This window comes from Mycobacterium seoulense (assembly GCF_010731595.1).
Classification (GTDB): Bacteria; Actinomycetota; Actinomycetes; order Mycobacteriales; family Mycobacteriaceae; genus Mycobacterium; species Mycobacterium seoulense.
Map to the genome: position 1 here is coordinate 3,024,242 of NZ_AP022582.1, position 22,014 is coordinate 3,046,255.

The following is a 22,014-nucleotide window of genomic DNA, read 5'->3' on the forward strand; positions in this document are numbered from 1 at the left end:
CGCGGATCATCGCGCTTGTCGCTCCTCACTGGTCGCAGGTCCTGAGCTCGTTATACCAACGTCCTTCTGGGCTTTACCTTGCAGCGCCGTCACCAGATTGGCCACCATCTGCACCAATTCCACGTCGCGGATGCGTGCCGCGCCGACCCCGCCCGCCCGCGGAATGGGCACCTGCACGGTGGACGTCGTGGCGCGGTAGCTCGCCGCCGGATACATCCGCTTGAGCCGCACCTGGGCCGAATCGGGCAGCGTCATGGGCGACAACCGCACGGTCGCCGCCGACGGCGCCGACACCTCGGTGATGCCCGCGGCGCGGCACAGCAGCCGCAACCGCGCGACCGCGACCAGGCGCAGTGCCGGTTCGGGTAGCGCGCCGTAGCGGTCGACGAGTTCCTCCACCACGGCGTCGACGGCCGCGTCGTCCGCCGCCGCGGCCAGCCGCCGGTAGGCCTCCAGCCGCAGCCGGTCGCTGGCGATGTAGTCCGGCGGCAGGTGGGCGTCCACCGGCAGGTCGATGCGCACGTCCCTGGGCTCCTCGGCGGTGGTCACCGTCTGCCCGTCGGCCGCGGCCCGGTAGGCCTCCACCGCCTCGCCCACGAGCCGCACGTACAGGTCGAAGCCGACCCCGGCGACGTGCCCGGACTGCTCGATGCCCAGCACGTTGCCCGCCCCGCGGATCTCGAGGTCCTTGAGCGCCACGGCCATGCCCGCGCCCAGCTCGTTGTTCTGCGCGATGGTCGCCAACCGGTCGTAGGCCGTCTCGGTCAGCGGCGCGTGCGGCGGGTACAGGAAGTAGGCGTAACCGCGCTCGCGGCTGCGGCCGACCCTGCCGCGCAGCTGGTGCAGCTGCGAGAGCCCGAAGGTGTCGGCGCGCTCGACGATCAGCGTGTTGGCGTTGGAGATGTCCAGCCCGGTCTCCACGATCGTGGTGCACACCAGGATGTCGTACTCGCGGTTCCAGAACCCCTGCACGGTGCGCTCCAGCCGCTCCTCGGGCATCTGCCCGTGCGCGACGACCACCCGCGCCTCCGGGACCAGCTCGCGGACCCGGGCCGCGGCCCGGTCGATGGAACTGACCCGGTTGTGCACGTAGAACGCCTGGCCGTCGCGCAGCAACTCGCGCCGCAGCGCGGCGGCGACCTGCTTGTCGTCCTGTGGGCCGACGTAGGTCAGCACGGGATAGCGTTCCTCGGGCGGCGTCAGGATCGTCGACATCTCGCGGATCCCGGCCAGGCTCATCTCCAGCGTGCGCGGGATCGGGGTGGCGCTCATCGTCAGCACGTCGACGTGGGTGCGCAGCGACTTGATGTGCTCCTTGTGTTCGACGCCGAACCGCTGCTCCTCGTCGACGACGACCAGTCCCAGGTCCTTCCACCGCACCCCGGTCTGCAGCAGCCGGTGCGTGCCGATCACGACGTCCACCGACCCGTCGGCCAGGCCCTCGATCACGGCGCGCGACTCCGCGTTGTCGGTGAACCGGGACAGCCCCTTGACGGTCACCGGGAAGCCGGCCATCCGGTCGGTGAAGGTCTGCAGGTGCTGGTCGGCCAGCAGCGTGGTGGGCACCAGCACGGCGACCTGCTTGCCGTCCTGCACCGCCTTGAACGCGGCCCGAACCGCGATCTCTGTCTTGCCGTAGCCGACGTCGCCGCAGATCACCCGGTCCATCGGGATCGGCTTCTCCATGTCGGCCTTGACCTCGGTGATGGCGGTGAGCTGGTCGACGGTCTCGGTGAAGCCGAACGCGTCCTCCATTTCGGCCTGCCAGGGCGTGTCCGGCGCGAACGCGTGCCCGGGGCTGGCCTGGCGTTTGGCGTACAGCGCGACGAGCTCGCCGGCGATCTCGCGCACGGCGCGGCGGGCCTTGGTCTTGGTGTTGGCCCAGTCGCTGCCGCCCAGCTTGCTCAGCGCCGGCGCCTGCCCGCCGACATAGCGGGACAACTGGTCCAGGGAGTCCATCGGGACGTACAGCTTGTCCGACCCGCCCCCCCGCTTGCTCGAGGCGTACTCCAGCACCAGGTACTCGCGCCGGGCACCGCCGACGGTGCGCTCGGTCATCTCGACGAACCGGCCGATGCCGTGCTGGTCGTGCACCACCAGGTCGCCGGCCGTCAGCGCCAACGGGTCGACGGTGTTGCGCCGCTTGGCCGCCAGCCGCTTGCCCTCGACGGCGGTCGCCCGGCTGCCGGTCAGGTCGGTCTCGGTGATAACGACCAGGTTGGCGCCGGGGATGACGACGCCGTCGTGCAGCGGGCCCTTGAGCACGCTGACGACCCCCGGCTTGAGTGTCGTGTCCGCCGCGTCCGGTTCCAGCATGGCGGCGGGGGTGTCGGAATCGGCGAGCCGCTCGACCACCCGGTGGGCGGTCCCGACGCCGGGCGCGACCACCGCGGCGTAGCCACCGGTCGAGACGTGGGCGCGCAGCATCGCGAAGATGCCGTCGATGTCGTGTTGATGCCCGCGGGCCGACGGCGCCGCCCGGATCTCCAGCTCCACCGCCGCCTCGTCGGACAACTGGCTCAGCGTCCACCAGGGATGACCCGACCGCGCCGCCGCGGCGTGCACCTCGTCCAGCTCGGCGAACCCCGATCCACCGAACTGCGCCACGTCGACGGGCGCGTCGGTGCCCAACGCCGCGACCGACCACGAGGCCTCGAGGAATTCGCTGCCGGTCTTGATCAGGTCGGCGGCCCGGGTGCGCACCTTTTCGGGGTCACACAGCAACACCGGCGTGCCGGCGGCCAGTTGGTCGGTCAGCAGCACGTGTTCGCCGGGCCGCAGCACCGGCAGCAGCGCCTCCATGCCGTCGACCGCGATGCCTTCGCCCAGCTTGGCCAGCATGTCGGTGACGCTGCCGGTGATGGCGGGCTCGGCGCCGGAATGCCGGGCGGCCAGCGCGGCGGCCCGTTTCCGCACGTCGTCGGTCAGCAGGAGCTCGCGGCAGGCCACCGCGATCACCGTCTCGACCTCGATCTCGGGTATGGAGCGCTGGTCGGCGACAGCGAACATCCGCATCTCGCTGACCTCGTCGCCCCAGAACTCGACGCGCACCGGATGCTCGGCGGTGGGCGGGAACACGTCGAGAATGCCGCCGCGGACGGCGAACTCGCCGCGCCGGCCCACCATGTCCACCCGGGTGTAGGCCAGCTCGACCAGCCGGGCGATGACGTCGGAGAAGGCGATCTCCTGGCCGACGCTCAACGTGACCGGCTCGACCAGGCCCAGCTGCGGCGTCATCGGCTGCAGCAGCGAGCGCACCGCCGTCACCACCACCCGCAACGGCGGACCCAACCGCGCATCGTCGGGATGGGCCAGCCGGCGCAGCACCGTCAACCGGGCGCCGACGGTGTCGACGCCCGGCGACAGCCGCTCGTGCGGCAGCGTCTCCCAGGACGGAAAGGCCGCCACGGCGTCGCCGAAGACGCCGCGCAGTTCGGCGGTCAGGTCATCGGCTGCACGCCCCGTCGCGGTGACTACCAACAGAGGCCCCAACCGCGCCAGCGCACTGGCGACGAACAAGCGTGCGCTGGCTGGACCCACCAGGTGAAGCTCGGCCGGTCGCTCCGCCGCGCTCTCGATCAACTGCTGGAAGGTCGGCGCGGTGAGCGCCAATTCGACGAGCCCCGCGATCGGGGGTTCTGGGCGAGCAGGCCCCGGTGCGGTCATGATGAATCCATTCTAGGGGCGCCAAGATTCGTCAATTTCGAGCCCGGCGCCGTCAAGGGATCGTAAGGAAGACGGCCAGCCGACCGCGGCGGGCGCACGTTGGATTCATGACACTGCTGGACATCCTGCCGTCCCTGGGTCAGGCGGCGACCCCGCGGTTCGATCCCGCGATCTGGCCCATCACCGCCCACCCCGACGAGGTGGGTGGTCTCTGCGTCGGCGGCGTGCCCCTGGCCGACATCGCCGACGAGTTCGCCACCCCCGCCTACGTCATCGACGAAACCGACTTCCGCCGGCGCGCCCGCCGTTATCGCAAGGCGCTGCGCGGCATTCAGGTGGTCTACGCCGGAAAGTCGCTGCTGACGACGGCGGTGGCCCGATGGGTCCGCGAGGAGGGCATGGGTATCGACGTGTGCTCGGGTGGTGAGCTGGCCGTCGCCCTCGCCGGCGGGACAGACCCCGCGCGGATCGTCATGCACGGCAACGCGAAGTCGCCCGACGAGCTGCGCGACGCCCTGCGGGCCGGGGTCGGGCGCATCGTCGTGGACTCCTGCATCGAGGTGGCCTACCTGGCGGGCGTGGCCCGCCGGCGCCAACCGGTGCTGATTCGCGTCACGCCGGACGTCGACGTCCACGGACACCCCGCGGTCGCGACCGGCGTCAGCGACCAGAAATTCGGGTTCACCCTCACCGGCGGCCACGCCGCCGAGGCGGTCAGACGGGTGCTGGCGCACCCGATCCTCGACCTGGTCGGCCTGCACTGCCACATCGGCTCGCAGGTCACCGACCCGGCGCTGTACGGCGAGGCGATCCGCCGGCTGATCGCCGCGATGGCCGACATCCGCGCGCGGCACGGCGTCATCCTCACGGAGCTGAATCTCGGCGGCGGGCACGCCATCCCCTATGTCCCCGGCGACCGGGAGCTCGACCTCGACCAGCTGGCCGACACCATCGAGGACGCGCTGGACGCGGCCTGCGCCGCCGAGCATTTCCCCCGCCCGAGCGTGGTGGTGGAACCCGGCCGGGCCATCAGCGGCCGGGCCGGCGTCACGCTGTATCGGGTGTGCTCGGTGAAGACGCAGTCGGGCGGGCGCACCTTTGTCGCCGTCGACGGCGGCATGAGCGACAACCCGCGTGTGTCGCTCTACGGTGCCCGCTACACCGTTGCGCTGGCGAACCGGCACGCGCTGGGTCCCAAGCGGCGCGTCACCGTGGCCGGCCGGCACTGCGAAGCGGGCGACGAGATCGCCCGTGACGTCGAGCTGCCCGCCGACCTGCACCCCGGCGACCTGCTGGCCGTGGCCTGCACCGGCGCCTATCACCACAGCATGGCGTCGAACTACAACCTGGTCGGCAGGCCGGCCGTGGTCGGCGTGCGCGACGGCCGGGCCCGCGAACTGGTCCGCCGCGAGACGGTCGCCGACTTGCTGGCCCGCGACCGCGGCTGAGCGTGAGCGGGGCGGCTAGCCGTCCTGCAGCCTGGGGTCGGCTTCCAGGTGGGTCAGCCCGTTCCACATCAGGTTGACCAGGTGCGCGGCGACCACTTCTTTCTTGGGCTCGCGCGTGTCGAGCCACCACTGCGCCGTCATCGACACCGAGCCCACCAGCGCCTGGGCGTACAGCGGGGCCAGCTCCGGATCCAGACCACGACGGGCGAAGTCGCCGGCGAGGATGGAGCTGACCTGGCTGACGGCGTCGTTGAGCAGGCTGGAGTAGGTGCCCGAGCTGATCGCGGCGGGCGAGTCGCGGATCATGATGCGGAACCCGTCGGTGCGCTCTTCGACGTAGGTGAGCAACGCCAGCGCCACCCGCTCAACCCGGACCCGCGAGCGGTTGTTGGTCAGCGACGAGGTGATGCCGTCGAGCAGCGCCGACATCTCGCGGTCGACGACCACGGCGTACAGCCCCTCCTTGCCGCCGAAATGTTCGTAGACGACCGGCTTGGACACGTTGGCGCGCAACGCGATCTCCTCGATCGAGGTGCCCTCATAACCGCGTTCGGCGAACAGCGAGCGCGCGATGCCGATGAGTTGCTGTCGGCGCTCGCTCCCGGTCATCCGCGCGCGCGGCGCGCGGACCTCCTTGTCCGGCTCCTTATCGAGAACAGCCACGTCAATCAGCGTATAGCGTCGCGCGCGCCTGACCCGCCGTCTTTCCCTTGACGCCGCGATCGGCCCGCACACCGTCTAAAGTCTCTTGGTGGCGCGGGCCTACGGGGCTTGCGATCCGTCGTGGTGTAATCGGCAGCACATCAGATTTTGGTTCTGAGAGTTCAGGTTCGAGTCCTGGCGACGGAGCCCGAAAAGGCGGGAGCTCTTTGCTTCGGGCGTGCATGAAGTGCCACGCTTGACGGCGTGTCGTCGTGCCAACGCGCACGCCGGGGTTGAGGAGAGTTGATGGCGTCTCGTGGCGATACCGCGGTCCTGGTGCTCGCGGCCGGGCCCGGCACCCGGATGCGGTCGGACACCCCCAAGGTGCTGCACACGATCGCCGGGCGAAGCATGCTGTCCCACCTGCTGCACGCCATCACCAAGGTCGCGCCGCAGCACCTGGTGGTGGTCCTGGGCCATGACCACCAGCGCATCGCGCCGCTGGTCGCCGAATCCGCCGGGGCCCTGGGCCGCGGCATCGAGGTCGCCCTGCAAGACCGGCCCCTGGGCACCGGCCACGCCGTTCGCTGCGGCCTGTCCGCGCTGCCCGCCGACTACGCCGGTGTGGTCGTCGTGACCTCCGGCGACACGCCGCTGCTGGATTCCGACACCCTGGCCGACCTGATCGCCACCCACAACGCGGGGTCGGCCGCCGCGACCGTGCTCACCACGACGCTCGACGACCCAACCGGCTACGGCCGTATCCTGCGCACCCAGGACAACGAGGTCACCGCCATCGTGGAACACGCCGACGCGACGCCCTCGCAGCGCGAAATCCGCGAGGTCAACGCGGGGGTCTACGCATTCGACGTCGCGGCGTTGCGCTCGGCGCTGAGCCGGCTGAGCTCCAACAACGCCCAGCAGGAGCTCTACCTGACCGACGTCATCTCGATCCTTCGCGGGGACGGGCAGGCCATCCGCGCCCAGCACGTCGACGACAGCGCCCTCGTTGCCGGCGTCAACAACCGCGTGCAGCTGGCCCAACTGGGCGCCGAGCTCAACCGCCGGATCGTCGCCGCCCATCAGCTGGCCGGGGTGACCATCGTCGACCCGGCGACCACCTGGATCGACGTCGACGTCACGATCGGCCGCGACACCGTCATCCATCCCGGCACGCAGCTGCTGGGCCGCACCCAGGTCGGCGGCCACTGCGTCGTCGGCCCCGACACCACGCTCACCGACGTCAGCGTGGGCGACGGCGCGTCGGTGATCCGCACCCACGGCACGTCCTCGTCGATCGGTGCCGGGGCCACGGTCGGCCCCTTCACCTACCTGCGGCCGGATACCGTGCTGGGCGACGACGGCAAGCTCGGGGCGTTCGTCGAGGCCAAGAACTCCACCATCGGCACCGGCACCAAGGTTCCGCACCTGACCTACGTCGGCGACGCCGACATCGGCGAACACAGCAACATCGGAGCGTCGAGCGTCTTCGTCAACTACGACGGCGCCACCAAGCGGCGCACCACGGTCGGATCGCACGTGCGCACCGGGTCGGACACCATGTTCGTCGCCCCGGTGACGGTCGGCGACGGGGCCTACACCGGCGCGGGAACCGTGGTCCGCGAGGACGTCCCCCCGGGGGCGCTGGCGGTGTCCGCGGGACCGCAACGCAACATCGAGGGCTGGGTGCAGCGCAAGCGGCCGGGCAGCGCCGCCGCCGAAGCCGCCGAGAAGGCGACCCAGGCCGCCGACCCGGTGTCCGAGCCCGAACAGACATCGTGATTTTGGTATCTGGTAACCCGGCCGCGTTTCCGTACCATTCGCTACGTACGATGGGGCGTTCCATTCTCCGAACGGCGAGGGCAGTGCGTTGAGCCACGACTGGACCGATAACCGCAAAAACCTGATGCTCTTCTCCGGCCGTGCGCATCCGGAGTTGGCCGAGCAGGTGGCAAAAGAGCTCGACGTGCACGTCACCGCTCAGACGGCGCGGGAGTTCGCCAATGGCGAGATCTTCGTGCGGTTCCACGAGTCGGTGCGCGGCTGCGACGCGTTCGTCCTGCAATCCGCCCCGGCGCCCGTCAACGACTGGCTGATGGAACAGCTGATCATGATCGACGCGCTCAAACGGGGCAGCGCCAAGCGGATCACCGCGGTCATGCCGTTCTACCCATATGCCCGCCAGGACAAGAAGCATCGCGGCCGCGAACCGATCTCGGCGCGCCTGGTCGCCGACCTGCTCAAGACCGCGGGCGCCGACCGGATCGTGACCGTCGACCTGCACACCGACCAGATCCAGGGCTTCTTCGACGGGCCCGTCGACCACATGCGCGCCCAGAACCTGCTGACCGGCTACATCGGCGACAACTACCCGGACGGAAACATGGTGGTCGTCTCCCCCGACTCGGGCCGGGTGCGCATCGCCGAGAAGTGGGCCGACGCGTTGGGTGGCGTTCCACTCGCCTTCATCCACAAGACGCGCGACCCGCGGGTGCCCAACCAGGTGGTGTCCAACCGCGTCGTCGGCGAGGTGGAGGGCAAGACCTGCGTGCTGATCGACGACATGATCGACACCGGCGGCACCATCGCCGGCGCGGTGCAGCTGCTGCGTGACGACGGCGCCGCCGATGTCGTCATCGCGGCGACCCACGGCGTGCTGTCCGACCCGGCCGCCGAGCGGCTCGCGGCGTCCGGCGCGCGGGAGGTGATCGTCACGAACACGCTGCCGATCGGCGAGGAGAAGCGTTTCCCCCAGCTCACGGTCCTGTCCATCGCACCGCTGTTGGCCAGCACCATTCGCGCCGTCTTCGAAAACGGTTCCGTGACGGGACTGTTCGACGGGGATGCCTAGATGGCTGCACAGCCAGAACAGGCCGTCATCTACCACAACCCCCGGTGCAGCACCTCCCGCAAGACACTGGACCTGTTGCGCGACAACGGCTTTGACCCGTCGGTCGTCGAGTACCTCAAGGATCCGCCCTCGCGCCGCGAACTGGTGCAGATGATCAGCGACGCCGGGATCGATGTGCGGGCCGCGGTGCGCAAGCGCGAATCGCTGTACGCCGAACTCAATCTCGCCGACGCGACCGACGACCAGTTGCTCGACGCCATGGTCGAACACCCGATCCTGATCGAACGGCCGTTCGTCGTCACACCGAAGGGCACCCGGCTGGCCCGGCCGGTCGAGAAGGTCCGCGAGATTCTGTGAAACGTGCGTGCGCGGTCGCGGCCATGGCGCTGATCCTGCCCGCAGTCGCATGCGGGCCGAAATCCCCTGACTATCAATCGATCTGGTCGACGACTCCGACCACCACGACTACCACGACAAGGGTCGAGAAGCCCGTGCCCCTGTCGCAGTATCTGCAGAACATCGGCGTGACGGGGCAGCAAGTGGCGCCGGGCAACCTCCCCGACCTGACGGTGTCGATCCCGACGCCGCCGGGCTGGACGGCGGCGAGCAACCCACACATCGCGCCCGAGACGCTGATGCTTTCCAAGGGCGGCAAGTATCCGACCGCCAGACTCGTGGTGTTTCTGCTGCGGGGCGATTTCGATCCGGCCCAGGTGATCCAGCACGGCAACGACGACGCCCAGCTCTTCGAGAACTTCAAGCAGTTGGACGCCTCGACGACGCCCTACAACGGCTTCCCCTCCTCGATGATCCAGGGCAGCTACGACCTGGACGGCACGCGGTTGCACAGCTTCAACCGGATCGTCATCGCCACCGGTTCCTCGCCCGCCCACCAGCGATACCTGGTTCAGCTCACCATCACCGGGCTCGCCAACCAGGCCGTCGAACAGTCCACCGACATCGAGACGATCATGCGAGGGTTCGTCGTCGCGGCGAAGTGAGTTCGGTCTTTGGTCGGCGAGATTGCCACCATGGTCGTGATCGGGGCTCGAACCACAGCCCTGGCGGCAATCTCAGCGTGATCATGTGCAGTGCCGGTCCTTGATGAGTTCCACCCGTGACGAGATACCCAGCTTGGCGTAGACGTGGGTGAGGTGGGTCTGCACAGTGCGCGGTGAGATGAACAGTCGGGCCCCGATGTCCTTGTTGCCCAGACCTTCCCGGACCAGCCGCACCACATCCTGTTCCATGGGCGTGAGAGATCCCCGGCCACTGGTGGGGCGTTTGCGCTCGCCGCGGCCGCGTTGCGCGTAGGCGATCGCCTCCTCGGTGGACAGGGCCGCCCCTTCGGCCCAGGCGGCATCAAAACCACTCTGCCCCAAGGCCTCCCGAACTGTTGCCACCACGGTGTCGTAGCTGGCTTGATACATCGGGAAGCGGACATGTCCCATGCGCTGCCTTAAGGCGTCCGCCGCGCCCAATAGACGCGCCGCGTAAGGATCTTCGCCGTCGTCGACCGCCAGGTGGGCAAGGCATTCCAGGGTGTCGCCCAACCGCAGATATCCCTGGGTACGGGCGGCGACCGTGAGGGCGTCGTGGGCGTCGCGTTCGGCCTGCTCCGGCTCACCCTGCCCCATCGCGATAAAAGCGCGTGTCGTCAGCGCGGGCGCTTGGTGGCAGCCGGGTACCAGCGCGACAGTCCGGTCAGCCCAATCGCGAGCCGCGACCAGATCACCACATGCCAATGCGGCCTCGGCCATCGGGTTGTAGCATCTGGCGAACGCCTCGCGCTCGGGAACGGTACGCCGCCAAGCCTCTTCGGCCTCCTGCCTGGCCCGTGTCGCGTCGCCATCGGCGAGCGCAGCCGTCGCCAACACCCCATACACCGTGTCTCCGTAGAACCCACCTATCGCTTCTCCTGCCCGCAGCGCGGATTGCGCCGCGGCGTGCGCGGCAGCCGCCTGCCCCAGGTGTGCCAGCGTGAAGCTATGCGCCACGTGACCGAAGGTCGTCATGATCGAATCCTCGGCCGTCTCCGCCTCGACGGTCACGCGGCGAAGTATCTCGTCCGCTTGGATGAAATCTCCCAGCAGCCACAGCGTTGTGCCCAGCCAGGTTTCGCAGCCTCGGGCAGTAAACGGATCGCCGAGCGCAGCGCCGACGTCGCGTCCTTCTTCGGCGGCCGCGCGTGCGGCAACGGGTTCGCCGGCAATCACGCCGGCCGCCGCAAGGAAGGTGAGGACTTGGACCAAGCTGGTCGGATTGCCGGATGCGCGGGCCATGCCGAACGCCTCGCCGAAGTATTGCTGGGCTAGCTCGGCGTTATAGAACGTCATCATCCCGCACGTGATAAGCGCTCGACTAATCAGTCCCGGATTGTCGAGCCGGCGGGCGACGGCGAGGGCGTCCTGTGCCCGCTCCAGGCTGACGGGCACGGCCACCCACCCGGCGATCGCGCCGTGATCGGCGACCGCGCGCGCCCACACGCCCGGGTCTATGGTCTCGGGATCCTGGTGGTCCAGGATCGCGTCGAACCCGGCCAGCGCTTCACGGAAAATGCTGCGCCTTATCCAAAACTGCTGCAGCGACGACACCAGCCGCAGCGCTGTCTCGGGGTCGGAATTCTCGCGGCTCCACACGTATGCCGCGCGCAGATTGTCGATCTCCACGGTGGCCCAACGCACCAACGGCTCAACATGGGCCGGTCCCCGCGAATCCAACTCGGCAATGGTGGCCGTGTAGTAATCCCGATGTCGGGTGCGCACGTTGTCGCCCTCACCGGACTCGCCGAGTTTTTCTTGCGCATACTGGCGCACCGTCTCCAGTAGGCGATATCGCATTCCATCGGCGGTGTCGTCGGCGACCACCAGCGATTTGTCGACCAGCAGGCTGAGTTGGTCGAGCAGTTGGTAGCTTTCGACTTCGCTACTGGCGCCGACCGCCTGGGCGGCGTCGAGATCAAACCCGCCGGCAAAAACCGCGAGCCGGCGGAACAACACCTGCTCGGGTTCGGTGAGCAACGCGTGTGACCAGTCCACCGAGGCGCGTAACGTCTGCTGGCGGCGCACCGCGGTGCGTGCCCCCCCGGTCAGTAACCGGAACCGATCATGCAGGCTGTCGAGAATCTGGGGCAGAGACAGCGCCCGAACCCGTGCCGCGGCAAGCTCGATCGCCAACGGCATGCCATCGAGGCGCTCACAGATCTCGGCGACCAGCGCGGTGTTGTCCTCGCGCACAACAAATTCGGGACGAGCGTGCCTGGCGCGGTCGGTGAACAACTCGATCGCTTCGTCGACAAGCGACAACGACGGCACCCGCCAGCTCACTTCGCCGGGCACCCCCAGCGGCTCACGGCTGGTGGCCAAAATCGTCAAATCGGGGCAGGCTGCCAACAGCTCAACGGCCACGGTCCCGCACGCTTCCAGCAGGTGCTCGCAGTTGTCCAGGAGCAGTAACATTTTCTTCTCTGCGAAGAACCGCACCAGCACGTCCATCGTGGAGCGGCCCGGCTGATCGGGCAGACCCAGCGTGCGCGCGACAGTCACCGGCGCGCCAGCGGGATTGGTGATTGGTGCCAGATCGACGTACCAGACCCCATCGGAGATCTCAGTGTTCAGTTGCGAGGCGACTTCGACGGCAAGTCGCGTCTTGCCGGCACCCCCCGCACCGGTCAAGGTGACGAGCCGATTGCCCGTGACGATCTGACGCAACTCCGCCATTGGGGCTTGGCGCCCAACGAAACTCGTCAATTGGACCGGGAGGTTGTGCGAAGCGACGGCCTGACCGACCCGAAGCGGCGGAAACTCGTTGGCCAGGTCGGGATGGCAAAGCTGCACGACTCGTTCGGGGCGGGGCAGATCGCGCAGCGGGTAGCTGCCCAGGTCGGCGAGCCACACGCCGTCGGGCAGCCGATCGACCACCATCGATTCGGTCGCGCCGGACAACACCGTCTGCCCGCCATGCGCGAGATCGCGCAGCCGCGCCGTGCGATTGACGGTCGGGCCGGCGTAGTTGGCGTCATCGCGCAGCTGGATCTCACCGGTGTGTACGCCGATGCGAAGTCGTATCGGAGCCAACGGCGCCCGCTGCAGGTCGAGGGCGCATGCCACCGCATCGGAGGCGCGGGCGAAGGCGGCCACGAAGCTGTCGCCCTCGCCCTGTTCCAGCGGGCGCACGCCGTCATGGGCGGGGACGGCCTCGTTGACCGTCTTATTCAGTTGCGCCATCGCGGCCGTCATCTTGTCGGGCTGCGTTTCCCACAGCCGCGTAGACCCCTCGACGTCGGCCAGCAGTAACGTCACCGTTCCGGTCGGCAGCAATTCACTTATGCTCCGGGTCAGCGGCGGTATCTCCGCGCGTTGGCTCATGTTGGCCAGCATCGCCGACACCCTTGCGCATTACATCCGCGAGATCGCGTAGATCACCGCCCGCAAAGCGCGTACTCGGCTAGGTTCGCAGCCCCGCGTCCTGGATGAGCTGAATGCGGGAGGCCAGGCCGAGCTTGGCGTAAACATGGGTGAGGTGGGTCTGCACGGTGCGCGGCGAGATGAACAGCCGCGCGCCGATCTCCCTGTTGCCCAGCCCCTCACGGACCAGGCGTACCACGTCGTTCTCCATGGGAGTCAGTGATGCCCAACCATTTGCAGGCCGTTTACGCTCGCCGCGTCCGCGCTGCGCGAAGGCGATGGCCTCCTCGGTGGACAGAGCCGCACCTTCGGCCCACATCATGTCGAAATCCTTCTCGCCCAACGTATTGCGGGCCGCCGCGACCGTAATGTCGTAGCCGGGTTGATACATCGGATAACGGGCCTGCCCCATTCGCTGCCGGATGCCGGCCGATGCGCCCAACAGGCGCGCCGCATAGGGGTGATTGCCGCCGTCGGCCGCCAGGCGGGCCAGGCATTCCAGCGTGTCTGCCACTCGCAGATACCCCTGCGAACCAGTGGCGGACACAAGTGCTTCGTGGACATCGCGCTCGGCCTGGTCCGGCTCACCCTGCGCGATCGCGACAAAGGCGCGAACCGTGCGGGCGACCACTTGGTGCCAGCCTGGAACCAGCGCTACGCAGTCGTCCGCCCAGTTGCGCGCAGTGACCAAATCACCGCAGGCCAGTGCGGCCTCGGCCAATGGATTCACGCTCTTGATGAACACTTCGCGAAAGGGCACGGTGTGTCGCCATGCCACCTCCGTGGCGTCCCTGGCCAGGGCGGCGTCACCGGCCGCCAGCGCGGCATGCGCAGCAACCGCACCCACCGCGTCTGCCCAGTGACCGCCCAGCGCCTCGGCAAGTACCCGTGCGGATTCGACCGCCGCTTGAGCGGCAGCCGCCTGTCCTTGATATGCGAGCACCACGGTCCGGGCCACGTCGCCGTAGACCTTCATAGGCCTATCCCCGGCAGCTTCGGCTTCCTCGACCAGGCCAGCTGCGACCCGAGCTGCGTGGGCCAGATTTCCCTGCATCATCAGCGAGATGGCCAGCCACGCCCGGGAGTGACGCGAGAAGAACCCGAACCCCAACGCGTCGGCAATGTCACGCCCTTCCTCAGCCGCGGCGCGCGCGCCGGTCGGTTGACCCGCCAGGCAACCCGCGGTCGCTCGATAACTGAGGATTTGGCACAGACTCCAGCGATCACCGGAAGCGCGGGCCAGTTCCGTGGCCTCGGCGAGGTAGCACTCGGCGATCTCGGGGGTGTAGAAGGCGGCGCTCGCACACCCGATCAGTATTCGAGCGAGCAGTGCCGGGTCTTGGAGTTCGCGTGCGGCAGCCAGGGCGTCCTGTACCCGATCCTCGTTCGCCGGGACGACCGCCCACCCCGTGAGCGTGCTCTGGTCGGCGACCGCGCGAACCCACACCGCCGTGTCGACTTCCGAGCAGCGGCCGTCGCTTAACACCATTTCGAACCCGGCCACCCCTTCGCGGAACCGGCCACAAGCTATCCAGACCAGCTGCAACGTGGATACCGACCGCAGCGCCGTCTCGAGGTCGGAATTCTCGCGGCTCCACATGAAGGCCGCCACCAGGTTGTCGATCTCAGTTTGCGCCCACACCAGCAGCGACTCGTCGCCGCTTTCTTGGCGTGATTCCAGCTCAGCCGCGGTGGCGGTGTAGTAGTTGCGGTGACGGGTGCGTACCTCGTCGGCCTCACCGGACTCGCCGAGCTTTTCCTGCGCATATTGGCGCACCGTCTCCAGCAACCGATACCGCATCCCCTCGCCGGTGTCGTCGGCGACCACCAGGGATTTATCGACCAGCAGGCTGAGTTGGTCCACCAACTGGTAACGCTCCACGTCGCCGTCGGCGCCGACCGCCTGGGCGCCGTCCAGGTCGAACCCTCCGGCGAACGCCGCCAGCCGGCGGAACAACACCCGCTCCGGTTCGGTGAGCAGCGCATGCGACCAGTCCACCGAGGCCCATAGCGTCTGCTGGCGGCGCACCGCGGTACGCGCACCCCCGGTCAGGAGCCGGAATCGGTCATGCAGACTGTTCATGATCTGGGTCAGTGACAGCGCCCTGATCCGCGCGGCGGCAAGCTCGATCGCCAATGGCATCCCATCCAGCCGCCGGCAGATCTCTTCGACCACCGCGGTGTTCTCCGCGGTGATGGCGAATTCGGGCCGGACCCGCCGCGCACGGTCGGCGAACAACTCGACGGCCTCGTCGACAACGTTCAACGAGGGAACCCGCCAGCTCAGTTCACCGGCCACGCCGAGCGGCTCACGGCTCGTCGCCAAGACCGTGAGCTGCGGGCAGGACGCGAGCAATTCGACGACCAGCGTCACGCACGCGTCCAGCAGATGCTCACAATTGTCGAGCAGCATCAACATTCTTTTTTCGGCGAAGAACCGTTGCAGCAACTCCATCGTGGAGCGGCCCGGCTGATCGGGCAGGCCGAGGCTACGCGCCACGGTCACCGGCGCCACAGCGGAATTGGTGATCGGTGCCAGGTCGATGTACCACACCCCGTCAGAAAACTCGTTGGTCAGTAGCGAGGTGAGTTCCATGCCGAGGCGGGTCTTGCCCGCTCCCCCGGCGCCGGTCAAAGTCACCAGCCGGTTACCGGCGACCAACTGACACAACTCCGCCATTTGCGCTTGGCGCCCAACGAATTTCGTCAACTGGGCCGGCAGGTTGTGCGACACCGCAACCTGGCGGACACGAAGCGGCGGAAAGTCGTTGCGCAAATCCGCGTGGCACACCTGCATTACACGTTCGGGGCGCGGCAGATCACGCAGCGGATAGCTGCCCAAATCGGCCAGCCACACCCCGTCCGGCAGCCGATCCGCCACCAGCGGTTCCGTCGCGCCGGACAACACGGTCTGCCCGCCATGGGCCAGATCACGCAGCCGCGCGGTCCGATTGATCGTCGGACCGGCGTAGTTGGCGTCGTCACGCAACTGCACTTCACCGGTATGCACACCGATGCGCAGCCGGATCGGCGCGAGCGGGGCGCGCTGCAATGCCAGCGCACACGCCACCGCGTCGGACGCGCGCGCGAACGCCGTCACAAAACTGTCACCCTCGCCCTGCTCGAGCGGGCGCACCCCGCCATGAGCGGCGACGGCCTCATCCACCGTGTCGTTCAGCACCGCCAGCGCCGCGGCCATCTGTTCGGGCTTGGTTTCCCACAGCCGCGTCGAACCCTCAACGTCGGCAAGCAGCAACGTCACTGTACCGGTTGGCAGCAACTCAACCACACCTAAATCGCTCCAGGTCAGCGCCAGCATATCAGCGCGTTGGCTCATAGTAGCCAGCATCGCGCTCGCAAACCAGGCAAATCCATCTGCAATTACGCACAGATCCAACAACGCCCCCACGAAGTTACGACTGGCGCCGCTCAGATCTACGCGCTAAGGCGGATGGTCTTGGTCGCGCGACACCGCATAGTCGACTCCAGACCGGACGAGGAGACCCCGATGACAACCGTTCAGATCAGTCACTGCCCGAGCGTTTTTGATGCCGGGTTGCCCACCTTCCGCTATGACCACCTCACCGATCCCGACGAAGCACACGGGGTCATTCACGACGCGCGGAAGCAGGCCCCGATCGCGATCGGCCCGCACGGCCCCGAGGTGTTGAGCTACGAGCTGGTCCGAACGGTGCTGCGCGACAGCCGCTTCGTCACCGCGCGCGGCCTCGGGCTCGACCTGCAAGGCGTCACCTCCGGTCCGTTGTGGGACAGGGCGACCGCCAACATCCTGGGGCTCGACGGCACCCAGCACCACCGGCTCCGCCGGCTGGTATCCACGGCGTTCGCGCCGCGGGGCGCCGAGCGGCTGCGCACCCTGGTCGTCGACATCATCACCGGGCTCGTCGATCCGCTGACCACCGTTGGGCGCTGCGACGTCGTGTCCGACATCGCCCGCCGCTACCCCACGCCGGTGATCTGCGCGCTACTGGGCGCACCGCCCGAGGACTGGCAACTGTTCAGCGACTGGACCGACGACATCAAGAAGATCTTCGATTGGAACGTCGTCGAGGACGGACCCGCGATCCTTAGGGCATGGGATCAACTCGATGCCTACCTCGAGGACCTCATCGCGCGACGACGGGCGTCGCTGAGCGACGACCTCGTCTCCGACCTCATCCGGGCCGAGGACGACGGCGATCGGCTCACCCATGACGAGCTGCTGATGCTGTGTGCGACCCTGCTCGGCGCCGGCACCGACACCACCCGCAACCAGCTCGCCGCGGCAGTACAGGTGCTGGCCGGCCACCCCGACCAGTGGGCGTTGCTTGCCGAGCGCCCAGCGCTCGTATCCGACGCGGTTCACGAGCTCATGCGTTACTACCCGATCGTGTTCGGCACCATGCGGCTGGCCGCTGAAGACGTCGAGCTGGCCGGCGTCCGCATTCCGGCCGGCACCCTCGTCGTGGCCAACACCGCCGCGGCCAACCGCGACCCCGACGTCTACACCCACCCGGATCGCGTCGACATCACCCGCACAGACCCGCCGGCGATGCTCACCTTCGGCGGCGGCGTGCACTACTGCCTCGGCGCTCACCTGGCGCGCTTGGAACTCACGGAGGCACTGCGGGTCATCACGCAACGCATGCCCGACGCCCGTCGAACGGGCCCCGCCCCGTGGAAGGCCATCAGCGGGATAACCGGCCCCACGACCTTGCCGCTGGAGTTCGACCCCGGGCATTGAGCGGGCCCCGTTAGGCTCGTCAGCTATGACCGACTGGACCGCCGCAGACCTGCCCTCGTTCGCCGGGCGCACCGTCATCGTCACCGGCGCCAACAGCGGGCTGGGCGCGGTGACCGCGCGCGAGCTTGCCCGCCGGGGCGCGACGCTCATCATGGCGGTCCGCGACATCCGCAAGGGCGAGAAGGCCGCGCTGCAGATCAGGGGCTCGCACACCGGGCCCGTCGAGGTGCGCTCGCTCGACCTGCAGGACCTGTCGTCGGTGCGCGAGTTCGCCGCTGGGGTCGACAACGTCGACGTACTGATCAACAACGCGGGCATCATGGCCGCCCCGTATCAGCAGACCATCGACGGCTTCGAGAGCCAGATCGGCACCAACCACCTCGGGCATTTCGCGCTCACCAACCTGCTGCTGCCCAAACTCACCGACCGGGTGGTCACCGTGTCGTCGATGGCCCACTGGGCGGGCCGCATCAGCCTCGACGACCTGAACTGGAAGACGCGGCGGTACTCCCCCTGGCTGGCCTATAGCCAGTCCAAGCTCGCCAACCTGCTGTTCACCAGCGAGCTGCAGCGCCGCCTGGACGCGGCCGGTTCCAAGCTGCGCGCGCTGGCCGCCCACCCCGGCTACTCGCACACCAATCTGCAGGGCGCCTCCGGCCGCAAGCTGGGTGACGCGCTGATGTCGGCGGTCACGCGGGTGGTGGCCACCGACGCCGACTTCGGCGCCCGGCAGACGCTCTACGCCGCATCGCAGGACCTGCCGGGAGACACGTTCGTCGGGCCGCGTTTCGGTCAGTTCGGCCGCAGCCAGCCGGTTGCGCGCAGCCGGCGGGCGCAGGACCCGGCGATGGCCGCGGCGCTGTGGGAGCTGTCCGAGCAGCTCACCGGCAGCAAATTTCCGCTCTGAGTCCCATCGGTCCCACCGACCACACCGTCCTCTCGGCCGGGCGATCGACGATTTGCCCGCCTCCGAGCGACAACCGTCGTGACGCGCGCGCGGCGCACGGCTGGCGTTCGTGGCGCGAGAGTTGTCGCTGTGAGGCGGGCACTTTGACCATCGCCCCGGCCAGGTAAGCGAGTGACGCATGTGACACGAGCCGCCGCCGCAATTTCCGCCCTGAGGCGCGCATGCGCTAACCTGACCGGGCGTCACGGCGAGGGTGGCTGGCCAGCCAGCACCGTTATCGACGGAGACCGACGAACTGTCGCGACCCTGGCCGTGCCCCTACTCAGGCACTGAGCACACAGGAGCGACACGATGGCCAAGTCCGCAGGCAACCAACTCACCGCCACGGTGCGAACCGCGACCGGCAAGGGCGCGTCGCGCCGGGCCCGCCGCGACGGCAAGATTCCCGCCGTTCTCTACGGCCACGGCGCCGACCCGCAGCACCTGGAGCTGCCCGGCCACGACTTCGCCGCCGTGCTGCGCCACGCGGGCACCAACGCGGTGCTGACCCTCGACATCGACGGCAAGGAACAGCTGGCGCTGACCAAAGCGCTCGACATCCACCCGATCCGCCGCACCATCCAGCACGCCGACCTGCTCGCCGTGCGCCGCGGCGAGAAGGTCGTCGTGGAGGTCAACGTCGTCGTCGAGGGCGACGCCGTACCGGGCACCCTGGTCACCCAGGACACCAACACCATCGAGATCGAGGCCGACGCCATGTCGATTCCCGAGCACGTGACCGTGTCGGTGGAGGACGCCGAACCGGGCACCCAGTTCACCGCGGGGCAGATCACGCTGCCGCGGGGCGTCAACCTGATCTCCGACCCGGAGATGCTGGTGGTCAACGTGGTGACCGCGCCGACCGCCGAGGACCTCGCGGAAGAAGGCGCCGGCGAGGCCCCCGCGGCCGAGGAGGCCCCCGCGGAAGAGGAGGCCGGCGAGGCCGAGGCCGCCGCGGACGAGTCCGAGTAGGCGGACCCCAACATGGCCGAGCCGTTGCTGGTGGTCGGCCTGGGCAACCCCGGAGACAACTACGCCCGCACCCGGCACAACCTCGGGTTCATGGTCGCCGACCTGCTCGCCGGCCGGCTGGGCTCAAAATTCAAGGTGCACAAGCGGTCCGGCGCAGAGTTGGTCAGCGGCCGGTTGGCCGGGCACCCGGTATTGGTCGCCAAGCCGCGCTGCTACATGAACGAGTCCGGCCGCCAGGTCGGGCCGTTGGCCAAGTTCTATTCCGTGGCGCCGGCGGACATCGTCGTCGTGCACGACGACCTCGACCTCGACTTCGGCCGCATCCGGCTCAAGATCGGCGGCGGCGAGGGCGGTCACAACGGGCTGCGCTCGGTGGCGGCCGCGCTGGGCACCAAGGAGTTTCAGCGGGTCCGCATCGGGATCGGCCGACCGCCGGGACGCAAAGACCCGGCGGCGTTCGTGCTGGAAAACTTCTCCGCCGCCGAGCGCCCCGAGGTACCCACCATCTGCGAGCAGGCGGCGGACGCCACCGAGTTGCTCGTCGAGCTGGGGCTGGAGCCGGCGCAGAACCGCGTCCACGCCTGGTGAACACCCGTCGCGCGTGCGCGGGATCCGCCCTTAGGTGACCAGCGTGGCGGAGTGGGACCGGCGCAGTTTGCCCGACGGTGTCTTCGGGATGGTGCCCGGCCCGAGCACCACCACGTTGCGCGGCCGCATGTCGACCTCGGCCACCACCTCGCGGGCGACCTGGTGCTCGATGCGGCGCACCTCGGCCGGGTCCTGCCAGGCGTTGGACTCGACGGCCACGGCGAACGTCTCTCGGGAGTGGCCGGCGTCCAGGCGCACCGCGACGGCGCAACCGGGCCGCACCCCCTCGACGCGGCCGGCGGCCCGCTCGATGTCGGTGGGATAGATGTTGCGGCCGGCCATGATGATGACGTCCTTCACGCGGCCGCACACCACGATGTGGCCCTCCTCGGTCATGTAGCCGAGGTCGCCGGTGTCATACCAGCCGTTCTCGTCCTGCGCCGGAATGAAGCCCCCCATGGTCAGGTAGCCGGGCGTCAGCGACTCCCCGCGCAGCTCGATGACCCCGACGCCCCGGGCGGGCATCACGTCGCCGTTCTCGTCGATGATGCGCGCCTCGAGGTCCTGCAGCAGCGGGCCGAGCGTGGCCAGCCTGCGGGTGTTGCCCTTGGTGGCGGGCACGGCGCGGCGCAGGGCGGCCAGCAGGTCGGCGTCGACCTCGTCGACGACCAGGCCGGCGTCGCATTCCGAGAACGACACGGCCAGCGTGGTCTCGGCCATGCCGTAGGCCGGCAGGATCGCCGAGGGCCGCAGGCCGAACGGCTTGCCCGCGTCCAGCAGGTCCTCCACGTCGGCGGGTTCGACGGGCTCGGCACCGGACAGCGCGAAGCGCAGGGTGGACAGGTCGAAGTCGCCGGGCTTGGCGTTGCGACGCAGCCGCTTGGCGAGCAGCGCGTAGGCGAAGTTGGGCGCCGCGGTCATGGTGCCCTTGTACTTGTCGATGAGCTTGGCCCACAGCAGCGTGTCGCGCAGGAAGTCCATCGGCGTGACCTTGACCAGCTCCGCGCCGAAGTACATCGGGATGGTCAGGAACCCGACCATGCCCATGTCGTGGAAGCAGGGCAGCCAGCTGACCATGACGTCCTTGTCGACGTCGTACCGCGCGCCGATGAACATCGCCTCGGCGTTGGAGTAGATGTTGCGGTGGGTGATCTGGACGGCTTTGGGAGATCCGGTGGAGCCCGACGTCAGCTGCATCAGCGCCAGGTCGTCCTCGCCGACCTCGACGGGATCGATCGGATCCGAGGCCAGCAGGTCGGCGACGGTGAGTACCTTGATGCCCTTCTCCTCGAGCACGGGGATGGCGACCAGGAAGGGCTCGGAGACGACGACGGCCTTGGCCTCGATCATGCCGATGACGTTCATCGTGTCTTCGGCCCACACGGCCAGGTCGGTGCGCGGGGTGGGCTGGTGCAGCATCGTCAGGCTGGCACCACGCATCCACAGGCCCTGCGCCGTCGGGGCGATCTCGACCGGGTAGCCGGCGAGCACACCGACCGCGTCGCCCAGGCCGATGCCGGCGGCGGCGAGTCCACCCGCGATGCGGCGAGCGCGCTCGTGGACCTCGCCCCAGGTGTGGCGCACCGGTTCGTGGGGTTCACCGGTGACCATGCCCGTCGTCGCGGTACGGGCATTGCGGTACATCTTCTCGGTAAACCTGCTCACACAAACCTCCTCGGTTTCGGCGCTCGCCACGACGCCCGGGATCTCATATTCCGCCCACTGGGTAACGCTTGGGAGCAGGCACGCAA

14 protein-coding genes and 1 tRNA gene are annotated in these 22,014 nt (G+C 68.7%); 10 read left to right on the top strand and 5 right to left on the bottom strand.

The window, feature by feature from the left end; translation table 11 throughout:
* Positions 1–6: 6 nt before the first annotated feature.
* A complete protein-coding gene (gene mfd, locus G6N37_RS13820; protein WP_163681258.1) occupies positions 7–3,666 on the bottom strand; it encodes a transcription-repair coupling factor in 3,660 nt (1,219 codons plus the stop codon).
* Between the two features lie 107 nt (positions 3,667–3,773).
* On the opposite strand from mfd, the gene lysA reads away from it, so the two are divergent.
* Complete coding sequence (gene lysA, locus G6N37_RS13825; RefSeq protein ID WP_163681260.1) at positions 3,774–5,114, top strand: diaminopimelate decarboxylase; 1,341 nt, start codon at positions 3,774–3,776, stop codon at positions 5,112–5,114.
* A gap of 15 nt (positions 5,115–5,129) precedes the next feature.
* Here lysA and G6N37_RS13830 read toward each other — a convergent pair whose 3' ends face one another.
* Positions 5,130–5,723 carry a TetR/AcrR family transcriptional regulator gene (locus G6N37_RS13830; protein ID WP_141659210.1) on the bottom strand — a complete coding sequence of 198 codons (594 nt, stop codon included), beginning with the start codon at positions 5,721–5,723 and terminating at the stop codon, positions 5,130–5,132.
* 168 nt (positions 5,724–5,891) lie between these two features.
* Between G6N37_RS13830 and G6N37_RS13835 the strand changes: the two genes are divergently transcribed.
* From G6N37_RS13835 to G6N37_RS13855, 5 genes are all read left to right on the top strand, one after another.
* Positions 5,892–5,963, top strand: a tRNA-Gln gene (locus G6N37_RS13835).
* Positions 5,964–6,062: 99 nt separating this feature from the next.
* A complete protein-coding gene (glmU, locus tag G6N37_RS13840; protein ID WP_163681262.1) occupies positions 6,063–7,538 on the top strand; it encodes a bifunctional UDP-N-acetylglucosamine diphosphorylase/glucosamine-1-phosphate N-acetyltransferase GlmU in 1,476 nt (491 codons plus the stop codon).
* Positions 7,539–7,626: 88 nt separating this feature from the next.
* Positions 7,627–8,607 (top strand): ribose-phosphate diphosphokinase, encoded by a 981-nt coding sequence (locus G6N37_RS13845; protein ID WP_163681264.1) that lies wholly within the window; start codon positions 7,627–7,629, stop codon positions 8,605–8,607.
* Entirely contained in the window at positions 8,608–8,964 is a 357-nt protein-coding gene (gene arsC / locus G6N37_RS13850) for an arsenate reductase (glutaredoxin) (protein WP_163681295.1), read from the top strand.
* A 23-nt stretch (positions 8,965–8,987) separates the two neighbouring features.
* Positions 8,988–9,608 (top strand): LpqN/LpqT family lipoprotein, encoded by a 621-nt coding sequence (locus G6N37_RS13855; RefSeq protein ID WP_163685031.1) that lies wholly within the window; start codon positions 8,988–8,990, stop codon positions 9,606–9,608.
* An 81-nt stretch (positions 9,609–9,689) separates the two neighbouring features.
* Here the strand turns inward: G6N37_RS13855 and G6N37_RS13860 are convergent, their stop codons facing one another.
* Positions 9,690–12,986 carry a helix-turn-helix transcriptional regulator gene (locus G6N37_RS13860; RefSeq protein WP_163681297.1) on the bottom strand — a complete coding sequence of 1,099 codons (3,297 nt, stop codon included), beginning with the start codon at positions 12,984–12,986 and terminating at the stop codon, positions 9,690–9,692.
* Positions 12,987–13,053: 67 nt separating this feature from the next.
* A complete protein-coding gene (locus tag G6N37_RS13865) occupies positions 13,054–16,350 on the bottom strand; it encodes a helix-turn-helix transcriptional regulator (RefSeq protein WP_142274806.1) in 3,297 nt (1,098 codons plus the stop codon).
* 171 nt (positions 16,351–16,521) lie between these two features.
* On the opposite strand from G6N37_RS13865, the gene G6N37_RS13870 reads away from it, so the two are divergent.
* The 4 genes from G6N37_RS13870 to pth all read left to right on the top strand — a co-directional run bounded on the left by G6N37_RS13870 (position 16,522) and on the right by pth (position 20,263).
* On the top strand, positions 16,522–17,757 hold the full coding sequence (locus tag G6N37_RS13870; protein WP_163681299.1) for a cytochrome P450: 1,236 nt from the start codon (positions 16,522–16,524) through the stop codon (positions 17,755–17,757).
* A gap of 25 nt (positions 17,758–17,782) precedes the next feature.
* The gene (locus tag G6N37_RS13875; protein ID WP_163681301.1) at positions 17,783–18,664 is read left to right on the top strand and encodes an oxidoreductase; all 882 of its coding nucleotides are present in this window, start codon (positions 17,783–17,785) and stop codon (positions 18,662–18,664) included.
* A gap of 351 nt (positions 18,665–19,015) precedes the next feature.
* Positions 19,016–19,675 carry a 50S ribosomal protein L25/general stress protein Ctc gene (locus G6N37_RS13880; RefSeq protein WP_163681303.1) on the top strand — a complete coding sequence of 220 codons (660 nt, stop codon included), beginning with the start codon at positions 19,016–19,018 and terminating at the stop codon, positions 19,673–19,675.
* Positions 19,676–19,687: 12 nt separating this feature from the next.
* Positions 19,688–20,263, top strand: a complete 576-nt coding sequence (gene pth / locus G6N37_RS13885) for an aminoacyl-tRNA hydrolase (RefSeq protein ID WP_163681304.1) — start codon at positions 19,688–19,690, stop codon at positions 20,261–20,263.
* 30 nt (positions 20,264–20,293) lie between these two features.
* On the opposite strand, the gene G6N37_RS13890 is transcribed toward pth, so the two are convergent.
* A complete protein-coding gene (locus G6N37_RS13890) occupies positions 20,294–21,928 on the bottom strand; it encodes a fatty acyl-AMP ligase (protein ID WP_163681306.1) in 1,635 nt (544 codons plus the stop codon).
* Positions 21,929–22,014 lie beyond the last annotated feature (86 nt).

Coding starts and splice junctions, on each gene's coding strand:
- mfd (WP_163681258.1), bottom strand. CDS start 3,666: ATGACCGCACCGGGGCCTGCTCGCCCAGAACCCCCGATCGCGGGGCTC.
- lysA (WP_163681260.1), top strand. CDS start 3,774: ATGACACTGCTGGACATCCTGCCGTCCCTGGGTCAGGCGGCGACCCCG.
- G6N37_RS13830 (WP_141659210.1), bottom strand. CDS start 5,723: ATGACCGGGAGCGAGCGCCGACAGCAACTCATCGGCATCGCGCGCTCG.
- glmU (WP_163681262.1), top strand. CDS start 6,063: ATGGCGTCTCGTGGCGATACCGCGGTCCTGGTGCTCGCGGCCGGGCCC.
- arsC (WP_163681295.1), top strand. CDS start 8,608: ATGGCTGCACAGCCAGAACAGGCCGTCATCTACCACAACCCCCGGTGC.
- G6N37_RS13855 (WP_163685031.1), top strand. CDS start 8,988: ATGGCGCTGATCCTGCCCGCAGTCGCATGCGGGCCGAAATCCCCTGAC.
- G6N37_RS13860 (WP_163681297.1), bottom strand. CDS start 12,986: ATGCTGGCCAACATGAGCCAACGCGCGGAGATACCGCCGCTGACCCGG.
- G6N37_RS13865 (WP_142274806.1), bottom strand. CDS start 16,350: ATGAGCCAACGCGCTGATATGCTGGCGCTGACCTGGAGCGATTTAGGT.
- G6N37_RS13870 (WP_163681299.1), top strand. CDS start 16,522: ATGACAACCGTTCAGATCAGTCACTGCCCGAGCGTTTTTGATGCCGGG.
- G6N37_RS13875 (WP_163681301.1), top strand. CDS start 17,783: ATGACCGACTGGACCGCCGCAGACCTGCCCTCGTTCGCCGGGCGCACC.
- G6N37_RS13880 (WP_163681303.1), top strand. CDS start 19,016: ATGGCCAAGTCCGCAGGCAACCAACTCACCGCCACGGTGCGAACCGCG.
- pth (WP_163681304.1), top strand. CDS start 19,688: ATGGCCGAGCCGTTGCTGGTGGTCGGCCTGGGCAACCCCGGAGACAAC.